The sequence below is a fragment of the Clostridium neonatale genome (genome assembly GCF_900465025.1).
Taxonomy (GTDB): Bacteria; Bacillota; Clostridia; order Clostridiales; family Clostridiaceae; genus Clostridium; species Clostridium neonatale.
Genome location: NZ_UICR01000001.1, coordinates 402,807 through 418,205 on the forward strand (window position 1 = coordinate 402,807; position 15,399 = coordinate 418,205).

Below are 15,399 nucleotides of genomic sequence, written 5' to 3' on the forward strand. Positions count from 1 at the left end.
TTATTTGAAGTTTTTTATTAGATAATTAACATGTTAAAAATGATGAATTAAACGCAATAAGGAGGAATTATTAATGGGTAGTATTAGGTGGATATTTGGATATATAAATAAGTATAAGATTAGATTTTATTTCGCATTCGTAGCTGTATTGATAAGTTCACTTATATCAATGATTAATCCGTATTTAAGTGGAAAACTTGTTGATGAAGTAATAATGAAAAATAAATTAAATATGCTCATTTATATATTAGGAATAATGATTTTGGTAACAGTGATAAAAGCAATAATAAGGTATACTTACCAGATGACTTTTGAGCGTGTATCTCAAAATGTAATATTTGAAATAAGACAGCAAATGTACAATAAACTACAGGAATTAGATTTAGATTATTATAATAAGACAAGAACTGGAGATATAATGGCAAGAATGACTGGTGATATGGATGCCATAAGGCATTTTGTAGCTTGGGTTATGTACAATATATTTGAAAATGTAACTGTGTTTATATTTGCAATAGGTAGTATGTTTATTATAAATGCTAAATTTACAATCTTCATGTTTTTATTGACACCAATAGTTGCTTATTGTGCATATAAGATGACGATTGAATCAAATCCTATATTTTATGATATAAGGGAACAGTTTTCTAAATTAAATACAGTAGTTCAGGAAAATATAAGTGGAAATAGAGTAGTTAAAGCATTTGCAAAAGAAAAATACGAAATATCAAAATTTGAAGAGAGAAATAAGAGCTATATGGATTCCAATATGGATCTTGCAAAAGTTACTCAAAAATATATGCCAATATTAAATGGATTATCAAATATGTTTACTGTTGTTATGATTCTAGTAGGTGGAATTTTAATAATAAATGATAAATTAACCATAGGTGAACTTGTAATGTTTAATGGCTTGATTTGGGCGATAAATAATCCCATGAATATGGTAGGATGGCTAATAAATGATGTTCAAAGATTTATAGCAGCATCTAGGAAAATAAGAATACTTCTTAGTGAAGAAACAAAAATAAAGAATCCGGTAGATGGAATTAAACCTAAAAAAATTAATGGTGAAATTGAATTTAGAAATGTAAACTTTGAATATGGATATGAGACAGTACTTAAAAACATTAACTTTCATATTAAACCTGGACAAAGAGTGGCTATTTTTGGACAAACTGGTTCTGGAAAATCTACAATAATAAATCTAATAGAAAGATTCTATGATGTGACATCTGGAGAAATTTTAATAGATGGAGTAAATGTAAAAGAATATGACATACATGCATTGAGAAAAAATATATCAATATCTATGCAAGATGTATTTTTATTCTCAAATACTATAGAAGATAATATAAGATATGGAATACCAGAAGTAGAAAATTCAAGGATTGCATGGGCAGCAGAGATGTCTGATGCAGATAATTTTATAAACAAGCTTTCAGAGTCATATGGAACTATAGTTGGTGAAAGAGGAGTAGGATTATCTGGTGGTCAAAAACAAAGAATAACACTTGCCAGATCAATAATAAAAGATCCTTCTATATTGATTCTTGACGATACAACTTCAGCACTAGATGTTGAAACTGAGGCTGTAATTCAGAAAAATTTGAATACAATATATAAAGATAAAACAACATTTATAATAGCGCATAGAATTTCATCAATAAAAAATTCAGATTTAATATTAGTTTTAGATAATGGAGAAATAGTTGAAAGCGGTACACATGAGGAATTAATAAATGCACATGGACATTATTATGAAGTATACAAAGAACAATATGGTGAGTATATAAAGGATACTAGTAGACGTGAGGAGGTAATATAGATGGCTAAGAATAAATATGATGTAGATGAATCATTAGATATTCAATTTAATTTAGAATATTGCAAAAGGTTATTATCGTATGTTAAACCTTATAAAAAGGAAATGGTCATAACTCTTATAGTAATGCTAGTATCAAGTATAGCTAGCTTAATGGGGCCGTATCTTGTAAAAATAGCCATGGATGAAAATATTCCGAGTAAAGATATGAGGGGACTTGTTTTAATATGTATTATATTTGTAACTACAATTGTTATAAGTTCAATATGTATGAAGTATAAGATAAAAACAATGACATTTGTAGGGCAGTCAGTTGTAAGAAATATTAGATCTGATTTATTTAATCATCTTCAAAAACTTCCATTTTCATATTATGATAGCAGACCACATGGTAAGATTCTCGTTAGAGTAGTTAATTATGTTAACTCATTAAGCGATTTATTGTCAAATGGATTGATCAATTTGTTAACTGATTTATTTAGTATTTTTGTAATAATAGGATTTATGGTATTTATAAGCCCTAAACTTACATTAATTTGTATGATCGGAATGCCCATTTTGGCATTAGTAGTAGCACTTCTTGCAAAGGTGCAAAGAATAACAACTCAAAGATATAGTAATAAACAATCAAATTTGAATGCTTATATTCAAGAAAGTATTAGTGGAATGAAGGTAACCCAAGCTTTTGTAAGAGAAAGAGTTAATGCAGAGAAATTTAAAGTTGTAAGTGGAGAAAATAGAAGTACATGGATGACAGCGGTAAAATATCAACTTATGCTATGGCCTGCAATAGATAATATTTCAGTATTTACTGTATCTTTAGTATACTTAGTTGGTATAAAAGCTATTGGAGAGGTTATAACCATTGGTACATTAGTAGCATTTGTGGGATATATATGGAGGTTCTGGAATCCTATAGTAAATATATCAAATTTCTATAATACATTAATAATGGCTATGGCATACCTAGAAAGAATATTTGAAACTCTAGATGAGGAGGTAAGTATTTCTAATTTGCCAAATGCTTATGAGATGCCATCTATAGAAGGAAATATTGAATTCAAAAATGTAGTGTTTAAATATGAAGATGAAGAGAGAGAAATATTAAAAAATGTATCTTTTAAAGTAAATGCTGGAGAGACCATTGCTTTAGTTGGTCCAACAGGAGCAGGAAAAACAACTATAATAAACTTATTGAGCAGATTTTATGATGTAACAAAAGGTGAGGTTATAATAGATAATAATAACATAAGAAATGTAACCCTAAGTTCTCTGAGAGAACAAATGGGAGTTATGCTTCAAGATACATTTATATTTTCAGGAACTATACTAGAAAATATAAGATACGGAAACTTATCTGCAACTGAAGAAGAGATTATTAATGCTTCAAAAGCAGTAAGAGCTCATGAATTTATTATTAATTTAAAAGATGGATATAATACTCAGGTAAATGAAAGAGGCAGTAGATTATCTGTAGGTCAAAGGCAGCTAATATCATTTGCAAGAGCTCTTTTAGCAGATCCTAAAATATTAATTTTAGATGAAGCAACTTCAAGTATAGATACTAAAACAGAAAAGGCTTTACAAGAAGGTTTAGATAGACTATTAAAAGGAAGAACATCATTTGTAATTGCTCATAGATTATCTACTATAAAGAATGCAGATAGAATAATGGTTATAAATGATGGCAGAATAGTTGAACAAGGAACACATGATGAGTTGATTAATAATCATGGAGAGTACTATAATCTTTATATGGCTCAGTATGAAATAATGAATGCTGTATAAATTTTAATAAGAAAACTTTTAATAAGTATTGTATAGAATGAAATAAAATTCATCCTATACAATACTTTTTTCACAAGAATTTTCATAATGTATAGAAATTATTTAAATATATTGTATAAAACATACTTGCACAAATATTTGAAGAATGATAAAATGCCCAGAATTTAAGAATTTAAGAATTTAAGAATTTAAGAATTTAAGAATTTAAGAATTTAAGAATTTAAGAATTTAAGAATTTAAGAATTTAAGAATTTAAGAATTTAAGAATACAAGAATATAGGAATATAAATTTTTACGAATTTGCTTATTTTATGGGGATTAGAAGAAAATATTTAGGGAAACATCTTCATCAGTAGATGAAGATGGGCTATACTGTTAGGCTCGTGCCTCACCAAACATTATATGCCGGTGTAAGCGATTAGTACCAAATACAAGAGTTGGCCTCCCTGCTTAAAAATTTACAAACACAATTATTTATATTAAGACATATAATAAAATGATATCAGTACTTGGAGTTGAAAATAGGTGATATACGGGCTAATTTTAGCTGGTGGTAAAGGTAGCAGGTTATACCCTCTATCAAGAGCTGATCAACCGAAACAATTTCTAAAACTAATTAATGATAAAAGTTTTTTAGTTAATACGGTTGAGAGGATAACCCCAATAATAGATAAAGAAAATATTTATGTGGTTACAAACAAAGACTATAAAGAAAAAATAAGAGAAGAACTTTCGGATATGGTTAATGGAGAGAATATTTTTGCTGAACCTGCTAATAAAGAGACTGCTACTTGTATAGGCTTATCTGCAATAAAGCTCTTAAAACAAGATGCTAATGCAGTTATGGTGGTTTTACCATCTGATCACTATATTCAAGGTGAGAATAATTATACAAATACCTTATCTCAAGGAATTGAAATTGCTAATAGGAGAAGGTGTATTGTAACATTGGGAATAGAACCTAGCAGACCTGAAACGGGGTATGGATATATAGAAATGGGTGAGAGAACTAATGGAAATATACCAACTTATAAAATAGCTAGATTTACAGAAAAACCAAACTTAGAAGTTGCAAAAGATTTTATTCTAAAAGGAACCTATTTATGGAATTCTGGAATTTTTATATTTAGAGCAGATGTTATATTAAGAGAAATAGAAAAGTATCTTCCTAAACTGCATAAACCATTAATGGAGATATATAAAAATTTAGGCGAACCAGAGGAAGAAAAAGTAATAAAAGAACAATATGAGCTGATAGATGGAATATCAATTGATTTTGGAGTTATGCAGAAAACTAGAAAAGCTTATGTAATAAAAAGTGATTTTGGATGGGATGATATGGGTAGCTTTGGAGCACTAAGTAGATTGTTAAATAGTCATAGAAATAATAATGTATCTCAAAATGTATATGTAGACGAGTGTGAGAATTGCTCTATATTTGGTGGTAAAAATCTTATAATAGGTTTTGGAGTAAAGGATTTGGTTATAGTAGATGCCGGAGATGTAATACTTGTTATGGATAAAAATAAAGATCAAGAAATAAAACATCTATTAAATAAATTGAACGAAAAAAGTGAATATAATAAATTTTTATAAGATAAAAATGCACACATTATCATAATTAGACTTTATGAAAATGTGTGCATTTTATTATTTAGTTATAAAATTTACATATTATTAAAGATAATTAATTAGAAAGTAGTAATTATAAAGAAGATAGTATGCAAGTATATTCAAATTTGGTAAATGAATATAATTATAGAGAAGTTTAAACTACTACAAAATATAGTATACTTTATTTAGAGGAGGCGGAATTAATATGAAGATATATGAACAAATAGCAGAAGATATTAAAAAATATATAGTTTCTAATAAGATATTTCAAGGATACAAACTGCCGTCTATTACTAAATTGTGTGAAAAATATAATTGTAGTAAAGGAACTGTTATCAAAGCTTATGATACATTATGCAAGGAACACATAGTATATTCTTCACCTCAAAGAGGTTTTTTTGTAGCAGATAATCTTATGCGTTTTTGTGAAGAAAGTTCAGGTATATATGATTTGTCTACTGGAAATCCATTAGTTAGTAACATCCCAGTAGTAGATATTCAGCATTGTTTAAATTCAGCAGTAGAGCTCTATAGTAATATTTCTTTAGCTGGAGGATCAAGAGGAGTTCCATCAGTATTAGAAATACTTCCTGATTTATTAGTTAAAAGCGATATTTATTGTAAGAATAAAAATATATATATATCACAAGGAGTCTTGCAAGTACTAACATTATTATCAAAAATGCCATTTCCTAATGGTAATGATACAATACTTATTGAAGAGCCATCATATATATACTATATAAATTTTTTAAAAGCCGATAATATAAAGGTAAAAACTATAAAAAGAGATGAAAATGGAATAGATTTAAAGGAATTAGAAGAAATATTTAAAAATGAAAAAATCAAATTTTTTTATACAATACCTAGAAATCATAATCCATTAGGAACATATTATTCTCTAAAAACTAGAAAAACAATTGCTAAGCTTGCAGAAAAATATGATGTATATATTGTTGAAGATGATTACTTTTCGGATTTATGTAATTTGTCTCACTATTCACCAATATATTATTATTCAGAGTTAAAAAACTGTATATATTTAAAAAGCTATTCTAAAACAATACCTTATATAAGGATTGGGGTTGCTGTAATTCCTGATAGCTTAATTGATACATACGAAAAATGGATTGATTATTCATATTACTATTCATATTATATGCCTTCATTAGTTTCTCAAGCTACATTTGAGTCATATATAAAAAGCAATATATATGAAAAGCATACAACAATACTTGCTGGAAATATAAAAGACCTTTTAAGAACATTTAGAAAAATAACTTCTAAGTGGGATGAAGATATTGTTAAAGTGATAGGAGGAGTTTCTGGATATTATTCAACATTAGTTTTGAATGAAAATATTAATTGTGATAAATTAATTGAGAATTTAAAGAAAAGAAATGTATTTGTATCATCAAATGTAGAAGCTTATTATAATATAAATAAATTTGATAATAGTATAAGGGTAAGTAGTGCCAGGTTAAATATTGATCAATTAAAAATAGCATTAAATATTATTTATGAAGAAATTTTAAGATTGGCAATTATATAAGAATATAGGAATTTAAATGCTTTAAACATTTAAATTCCTATTATTAAGTAAAGTTTATTTATTAAATTGTGGTAAATAATCTTTATGGGCTTCTAATAGTTCGTCTAACAATATTTTTGCAGTTTTTTCTGATGAAATTAGTGGATTAATTGTTAATGCAAGAAGTGCTTTATTATAATTTCCTTCAACAGCTGCATCTACAACTAATTTTTCAAATGATTTTATTGTTTGAACAAGACCATTTACTGCAACAGGAAGTTTTCCAGTAGCTATTGGTTTTGGACCATCTTTAGTTATAATACATGAAATTTCTACTGCTGAATTATCATCAATTCCTTCAATAGCACCATTATTTCGCGTGTTAACTGGTTGAATATCACGTTTGTTGTTATAAATAGAATTAATTAGTCTACATGCAGCATCAGAATAATATGCACCACCACGTTTTTCTAATTGAGGTGGTTTAATATCTAAGTTTTCATCCTTATATAATTCGAATAAATCTTTTTCTAGGCGTTGAACAACTTCTGCTCTAGTTTCACCTTTAGAGAACTCAGCCAATTCTTCTTTAAGCATATCTTCTCTTTGGAAATAATATTTGTGATATGGGCAAGGCATCATTCCAAGAGCCTTAATAAATTCTGGGCTCCATTCAAAGTCTTTAATATTTTTAACTATTGAACCCATTTTACCTTCTGCAATTGAATTGATTACTTCTTCGGTAACATTTTTTCCATCAAGGTAAATTTCTTTTCCAAATACCATATGATTTAATCCGGCAAATGTCATATTAATACGGCTATGGTCTACATCTAAAAGATTAGCTACTGCTTTTTCCATACCAATTGGAACATTACATAATCCAATGACTTTCTTGTTTTTCCCATATTTAAGAAGAGCTTCAGTAACTATTCCAGCAGGATTTGTGAAATTAATAAGCCAAGCATTTGGACATAATTCAGCCATATCTTTATCAATATCTAATATTACTGGAATTGTTCTAAACGCTTTAAACATTCCACCTGCACCATTTGTTTCTTGACCAATTACACCATGACTTAAAGGTATTCTTTCATCCTTGATTCTAGCATCTAAAAGACCAACTCTAAGTTGAGTTGTAACGAAATCAGCATCTTTTAATGCTTCTCTTCTATCTAAAGTCAAATGAATATCTATAGGTACACCAGCTTTTTTTACCATTCTTTTAGCTAAAGCTCCTACTATTTCTAATTTTTCTTTTCCAGCTTCAATATCAACAAGCCATATTTCACCTACTGGTAATTCATCATATCTTTTAATAAAACCTTCTATCAATTCGGGTGTGTAACTTGATCCACCACCAATTGTTACTATTTTAATTTTATCTTTCATATATAAAACCTCCCTTAAGTACTTCTTTAAGTTCATGTTATATCTATAGATAGTTTTATTCAAGAAGATAAAAATGCGATTATACTAGTACAGTTTTATATTATTAAATGAACATTTAAAAATATAGTGCTACAAAAACTTAAAAAAGAAAAAGTTTCGATGTGGTAATTACAGATTAAAATTTTTTAAAGAATTGTGAAAACATAATTATACATGTAAAATTGGAATTCAATAATATTTTTTAAGAAATATTATTGAGTTTTATTGTCTGAGAAATTATAATATAATCGATAAGTGGTAATGTCCAGTGTGAAAATATATAAAGGTGGGAGAGCAATATTTTATTGAACTTAGTCTATTCAGAATTTTGTGAATAATTAAGGGGGAGGTTAACTATGAATAAGAATGAAAAAATATTAAATCCTGAGTTAGGAAAATCTTTGAAATTTAAAATGTTGTGTGTTTTAATACCTGTAATACTTATAGGACAGATTGCACTAAGTTTTATCGGAATTAAAAACATAAGTGATTATGGAAAGACAGTAATAAAGACTGACTTAAACAACGGGTATAATAATGCATTACAGTCTTTAGATGAATATTTTTGGGGTATAGAATATAGAATGTCAACTATGGAAAAGACCAACATATTCCAAAATTCGCTAAAAACAAAAGATTATACAAGCTGTATGGGAATTTTAACAGGATTAAAAGGAGCAAATAAAGTAATTACAAGTACAGTATTTAAATCAGGAGATACCAATTTAATTATTTCGGATGTAGATTATAATGCATCAGGATTAACTACTGTTATACCCGATGAATATTATAAAAAGGCATTAGAAAGTGAAGAAGATGCAATTTGGATTGGACCATATACCGATCCATTAACAAATCAAATGACATTATCCATTTTTAGAAAAATAAAAGATGGTAATACTGTTGTTGGAGTACTTGGAATGAATGTTGCTTACGAAGATATGTCTGTTTATTTTTCAGAAAGAAAATTCAGTAAAACAGGATATTCAATTCTACTATCAAAAGATGGAACCATATTATCAGATAGTAAAGATATGTCTCAAGTATATTCAAAAAGCAAGAATGAGGATATATTAAATATCATAAGTCAAAGTGGTGAAACAGAAGGCGAAATCACATTAGACAATTTAAAATATTATTATAAGAGTTCAGATGTACCAAGAACTGATTGGAGAATGATAAGTTTAATTAGTACAACAGAACATAAAGATGTAACAGAAGCAACAAGAAGAGTACAAATAACAATAATGGTTATAATGACTGTTATAAGTATAGGTGTAATTTTATTTTTAGTAAATGGAATAACTAAAAAGCTTTCTTTAATTAAGAATGCAATGAGTAAAGCAGGAACTGGTGATTTAACAAGTAAGGTAGAGGTTAAAAAAGAGTCTGAGAATAAATCTGATGAGCTAGAAAGCATATCACATTCTTATAACAAAATGATTGATGATTTTGCAGTAGCTATTAAAGATACTAAAAATACTCTTAATTCTTTAGCTGAAAGAAATGACAAGCTAAATACTTCTTTTGGAGAATTTAAGTCATCAGCTAATCAAATAGCTTTAACTATGGAAGAAGTAGCATCGGTTTCAAATGAGCAAGCAAAAGAGACAGATACAGTTGTTAAAGAAACAGATGAATTATCAACTATAATTGAAGAAGTTTCAAATTCATTAATAAATATGAAAGATTCTTGTTCTGTCTTAGAAGAAAAAACTAAATTTGGATTAAAAACAGTTAATAATCTAGTTGAAAGTTCTAATACAGCAGTAAAAGTAACAGATGAAATAAATAAGAGCATTGAGAATGTAAGTAAGAGCTCAAAGGAAATAGAAAATATAGTAACACTAATTACTGATATTTCAGAACAAACTAATTTGTTGGCACTTAATGCTGCTATTGAAGCTGCAAGAGTTGGAGAAAATGGTAAAGGATTTGCAGTTGTTGCAGATGAAATAAGAAAATTAGCAGAACAGTCACAAGAAGCTACATCAAACATTCAAAGCATTATTTCAACTATGCAAGATAAAATTAATGATACAGTAAATAGTGTTGCTGATGTTAATAATGTGATTAATACTCAGGGTACAAATGTTAAGGAAACAGAAAATTCATTTGACGTAATTTTTGATGGAGTATCATCATTAAATGAATTATTAGAAACAGTATCAACATTAAATAACAATATGATTAATAAGAAAGAAATCATATTGAACTCAATGAGTAGTTTGTCAGCTGGTGTAGAAGAAACTTCTGCTTCAACAGAAGAAATAACTTCATATACTCAACAGCAATTAAATATTACAAATACACTTAATGCACTATCACAAGAAATAGTTGATTATAGTAATAATTTAGCAGAAAAATTGAATCAATTTAAACATGAATAAAATTTTACAAGATAATTAATTAGAAATTGGTAATTACATTGGACTCTGAAAAAAATTTTTGAATAACATTCTTAAAAAATAAACAAAGAATATGAAAACATAAACATATAAGAAAAAATAGTGATTTATTATAAAAAGCAATAAATATTATTGCTTTTTATTATTGAAGAAATTATAATAAAATTAAGAAATGGTAATGTCCAGTTTAAAAAACATAGAAAGAAGTGAGATTTCAATGTTAATAAAAAATTGCAATATAGTATATTACGATAGGATTGAAAAAGGATCAGTATTAATTAAAGATGGAAAGATAAAGGAAATAAACACAGATACGTTGGATGACAATGTATTAGATGCTGAGGGATTATACTTAGCGCCAGGATTTATCGATGTACATATTCACGGAGCAGGTGGATGTGATACCATGGATGGAACAGTCGAATCAATTAATAAAATTTCGAAAGCAATAGTAGAACATGGTGTTACATCATTTACACCAACTACAATGACTGTTTCAATCGAAGAAATAAGAAATTCATTAAAAGCTATAAAAGAATCAAAGGAAAATGGAACTGAAGGAGCGCAAGTTTTAGGAGCGCATTTAGAAGGACCTTTTATAAGTTATGAGGCACTTGGAGCACAAAATGGAAATTATGTATTAGAACCAACTATTGATAACTTCAAGAAAATAAGCGATGGATATGAAGATGTGATTACATCAGTAACATTAGCCCCAGAAGTAGAAGGTGCAGGAGAATTAATCCAATATATTTCTGAAAAAGGAATAGTATGTTCTATAGGGCATACTAAAGCAACATATGAAGAGTGTATAGAGGCAATAAAACTTGGAGCATCTCATAGCACACATTTATATAATGCAATGACAGGATTCAAACATAGAAGTCCAGGAGTTGTTGGAGCTACATTTGATACAGATATTACAACAGAAACCATTTCAGATGGTATTCACATATCATATCCCGCTTTAAGAGTTGCATATAAGCAAAAAGGAACAGATAAGGTTTTACTTGTAAGTGATTCTATGATGGCTTGCTGTATGCCAGATGGAGACTATTCATTAGGAGGACAAAAAGTTACTGTTAAAAATGGTGTTGCTACACTTGAAGATGGAGTATTAGCTGGATCAGTTTTAACTTTAGACAAAGCAGTAAGAAACATATATAAGAATTCAAAACTTCCATTAAATGAAATAGTTAAAATGGCAACATATAATGGCGCAAGACATTGCAAAGTTGAAGATCATAAGGGATTAATAAAAGAAGGATACGATGCAGATATAATTTTATTTGACGATAATATAAACATTAAAAAAGTATTTATTAATGGAAAAGAGAAGTTCTAAATTATAAGTAGTTTGACATAATATATTTAAGAAAAAATAACAAAGATTAATTTATGAATATTTATAAGTTGTGGTAAAAAGATAAGGTGGATTTTGCCACAGCTTATATTAAAAACTGCTTATACTTTAGATTTCTATTCAAGGTGGGACTTATATGGATGTAAGAAAAGAAGAGAAAATTATAGAGGCATTAGTATATTTAGAAAATAAAAAAAATAGAGGAATAAGTGCATATGAGCTTAGTGAATATATGAAAATGGATAGAGCCAATGTAAGCAGATATTTAAATAATTTATATAAGGAAAAAAGGGTTAATAAATCGAACGGAAGACCGGTTCTATATAGTAGTTTTAAGCTCAAAGATGTTGATACTGGAAAAGAAAAAGAAGAAGAGGTTATAAAAGAAAGAGAAAGAGAAGATGAATTAGTTGTAAAAAAAGATAGCTTAGATAGACTTGTGGGTGCAGAATTATCATTAAAGCTACCTATACAGCAAGCTAAAGCAGCAATGCTTTATCCACCAAGAGGACTCCATACATTAATTTTAGGTGAAACTGGTGTGGGAAAATCATTATTTGCAGAAATGATGTATTCATTTGCTAAGGAATCTAGAGTTATAGATGAAGATGCACCATTTATAAGATTTAATTGCGCAGATTATGCTGATAATCCTCAATTAGTTGTTGCACAGATCTTTGGAGTTAAAAAGGGAGCATTTACAGGTGCGGATTCAGACAAAGAGGGACTATTAAAAAAAGCAGATGGTGGAATCTTATTTCTTGATGAAATACATAGATTATCTCCACAAGGTCAGGAAATGTTATTTACATTTATAGATAAAGGAACGTTTAGAAGACTTGGAGACACAGAAGAACAAATAAAAGCTGAAGTTCAAATAATTTCGGCAACTACTGAAGACCCGCAATCATTTATGTTAAAGACTTTCACTAGAAGAATTCCTATGACAATAATTTTACCGCCATTAAGAGAGAGAACATTAGAAGAAAGATACTTACTTTTAGAATCTTTCATTAAAGAAGAGTCGGTTAGACTCGGAAAGAGCATATATATAAGCAAAAATTCAATAATATCATTTTTGCTTTATGATTGTAATAACAATATAGGGCAATTAAGAAGCGATGTACAATTATCATGTGCAAAGGCATTCTTAAATTATAAGGTTAATAAAAGTAATTTCATATTAATAGATCAAAGTGAACTACAATCAAGAGTTCAAAAAGGAATCATAAATTTAAAGTCACATAGAAAAGAAGTAGAAAAAATATCAAACAATATGAGTGATATTGTACAATTTTCAAATAAAGAAGATGTTTTAATACCACTGAATTTAGAAAATGATTCAGACAAGGATATAACGAACTTAAGCTTTTATTCCATGATAGAAAAGAAAATGGAAGAGTTAAAGGCACAAGGAATAGATGAAGAAAAAATGAATGATCTTTTAAACATTGATTTAGAAGAACATTTTAAAAAATATATAAGTAGCTTAAGTAATGAAATTGAAAAAAGTGAACTTTCAAAAGTAGTCGATATTAAGCTAATAAATATAGTTGAAGAGATGTTACAAATAGCATCAAATAAACTAAACAGAGAATTTGAACAAAAGGTTTATTTTGGATTGGCTTTACATTTGCAAGGAAGTATTGAAAGAATGACATTAGGAATAAAAATACGTCATCCAAAGCTCAACTTAATTAGAGCACAATACAGAGAAGAATTTATGGTAGCAATGGAAATAGTCAAAATAGTAGAAAATAAATTTAATATAGAAGCACCACTAGATGAAATTGGTTATATAACTATGTTTTTAGCAGCCAGTAGAGAAGAAAATAATGAGCTGCTTGAAGAAAAGGTAAACGTCTTAGTAATTATGCATGGAAGAAATACTGCAACAAGTATGGTTGAAGTTGCTAATACATTAATTGGAGAAGAATATGTAAAAGCATTAGATATGCCATTAACAATGAAAGCAGAAGATATGCTTCAAATTGCAAAAGAAGAAATATCAAAAATGAAAAATGATAAAGGCGTGTTGATGCTGGTTGACATGGGGTCTCTAATTAATTTTGGCGAAATTATATCAAGTGAGTTAGGAATACAAATAAAAACAATAGATATGGTTACAACATTAACAGTACTTGAAGCGGGAAGAAAGGCTTTAAATGGTAGGAATCTTGAAAGTATATATACTTCTTGTCAAGAGATAGGAAGATTATCAATACAGATGGAAAAAGAAGATTATACAGTTGATAAAGAACTTGCAATAATAACAACATGCTTTACAGGAGAAGGTGCAGCAGAAAAAATAAAAGATAGAATACTTTCATCTTTAAATGATTCTAACAAGATTAAAGTAATACCATTAAACATTTTAGATAAAAAGGACTTTTTGAAGAAAGTAAAAACATTAAAAGAAAAATACACAATACTTGCTATAGTTGGTACTGTAAATATATTTATAGATGGAGTGCCATTTATATCAGCTCAAGAAGTGTTTTTGAATAAAGGAATTGAACAATTAGAAAATTTAATTGAAGTTGAACAAGAATTTTTAAAGATTACAAGATCATTAGAAGGGCAAATACACATAAAAGATATCAATTGTAAAAATATGGTTGCAAATATAAGAGATACTATAACTAATATAGAAGAGAGTTTGCAAATCAAAATAAAACATGAAATTAAAATTGGAATTTTAATTCACACAGCATTCTTAATAGAAAGATTAGTAAATGGAAAGAAAGAAGTCAAGTTTAAGGACTTAGAAAACTACAGACATAATAAAAACAGAGAGTTTATATTAGTTAAAAAGGCACTTAAGCTAATCGAAAATACTTATAAAATTAATGTTGGAGATGATGAATTAGCTCATATAGTAAGGATGATTATAGAGAACTAATAAACTGTGTAAAATAATCATCATAGTGTGTAAAATAAAGAGTGTGTATTTATATATTACACACTAAATAACTTAAATTACACAGTTAATAATACACCTAAGATGACGATTACAGGCATTTATAATGGAAGATAAGATTTATGGACTTTGGCATGATAATTGCTATATATATTAGTGTAAATAAAAATAATAAGGAGGAAGTTATCATGAAAAGAATATTATTAGTATGTTCAGCTGGAATGTCGACAAGTTTATTAGTATCTAAAATGCAGGCATCAGCAGAAAATCAAAAAATTGAATGTGAAATAAATGCAACTGCAGAAGCTGAACTAAAAGACAGAATTGATGATACAGACGTAATATTGTTGGGACCTCAAGTAAGATTTCTACTATCAAAAATAAAAAAGAGTGTAGAATCTAAAGGCATACCAGTAGAAGTTATAAATGCAGTAGATTATGGAACAATGAATGGTGAAAAAGTGTTAAAACAAGCATTAGATCTTATTAAATAATAAGATATTACAGAGTATTTGGACG

The 15,399-nt window shown here is 28.0% G+C and carries 9 protein-coding genes; 8 read left to right on the top strand and 1 reads right to left on the bottom strand.

Features of this window, described 5'->3' with window-relative positions; genetic code table 11:
* The first annotated feature begins 73 nt into the window (after positions 1-73).
* The 4 genes from CNEONATNEC86_RS01890 to CNEONATNEC86_RS01905 all read left to right on the top strand — a co-directional run bounded on the left by CNEONATNEC86_RS01890 (position 74) and on the right by CNEONATNEC86_RS01905 (position 6,779).
* Positions 74-1,828, top strand: coding sequence for an ABC transporter ATP-binding protein (locus CNEONATNEC86_RS01890; RefSeq protein ID WP_058293446.1), 1,755 nt, complete (start codon positions 74-76; stop codon positions 1,826-1,828).
* A complete protein-coding gene (locus CNEONATNEC86_RS01895; RefSeq protein WP_058293445.1) occupies positions 1,829-3,613 on the top strand; it encodes an ABC transporter ATP-binding protein in 1,785 nt (594 codons plus the stop codon).
* 525 nt (positions 3,614-4,138) lie between these two features.
* Positions 4,139-5,209, top strand: coding sequence for a mannose-1-phosphate guanylyltransferase (locus CNEONATNEC86_RS01900; RefSeq protein ID WP_058293444.1), 1,071 nt, complete (start codon positions 4,139-4,141; stop codon positions 5,207-5,209).
* Positions 5,210-5,432: 223 nt separating this feature from the next.
* Positions 5,433-6,779: an aminotransferase-like domain-containing protein gene (locus tag CNEONATNEC86_RS01905; protein WP_058293443.1), complete on the top strand. Its 1,347-nt coding sequence runs from the start codon at positions 5,433-5,435 to the stop codon at positions 6,777-6,779.
* 54 nt (positions 6,780-6,833) lie between these two features.
* Here CNEONATNEC86_RS01905 and CNEONATNEC86_RS01910 read toward each other — a convergent pair whose 3' ends face one another.
* Positions 6,834-8,150, bottom strand: a complete 1,317-nt coding sequence (locus tag CNEONATNEC86_RS01910; protein WP_159135451.1) for a 6-phospho-beta-glucosidase — start codon at positions 8,148-8,150, stop codon at positions 6,834-6,836.
* A 395-nt stretch (positions 8,151-8,545) separates the two neighbouring features.
* Here CNEONATNEC86_RS01910 and CNEONATNEC86_RS01915 point away from each other — a divergent pair, with 395 nt between their 5' ends.
* From CNEONATNEC86_RS01915 to CNEONATNEC86_RS01930, 4 genes are all read left to right on the top strand, one after another.
* Positions 8,546-10,579 carry a methyl-accepting chemotaxis protein gene (locus CNEONATNEC86_RS01915; protein ID WP_159135452.1) on the top strand — a complete coding sequence of 678 codons (2,034 nt, stop codon included), beginning with the start codon at positions 8,546-8,548 and terminating at the stop codon, positions 10,577-10,579.
* A gap of 235 nt (positions 10,580-10,814) precedes the next feature.
* On the top strand, positions 10,815-11,942 hold the full coding sequence (gene nagA / locus CNEONATNEC86_RS01920; RefSeq protein WP_058293441.1) for an N-acetylglucosamine-6-phosphate deacetylase: 1,128 nt from the start codon (positions 10,815-10,817) through the stop codon (positions 11,940-11,942).
* Positions 11,943-12,096: 154 nt separating this feature from the next.
* On the top strand, positions 12,097-14,862 hold the full coding sequence (locus CNEONATNEC86_RS01925; protein WP_125149499.1) for a sigma-54-dependent transcriptional regulator: 2,766 nt from the start codon (positions 12,097-12,099) through the stop codon (positions 14,860-14,862).
* Positions 14,863-15,014: 152 nt separating this feature from the next.
* A complete protein-coding gene (locus CNEONATNEC86_RS01930) occupies positions 15,015-15,374 on the top strand; it encodes a PTS sugar transporter subunit IIB (RefSeq protein ID WP_083498697.1) in 360 nt (119 codons plus the stop codon).
* Positions 15,375-15,399: the final 25 nt, after the last annotated feature.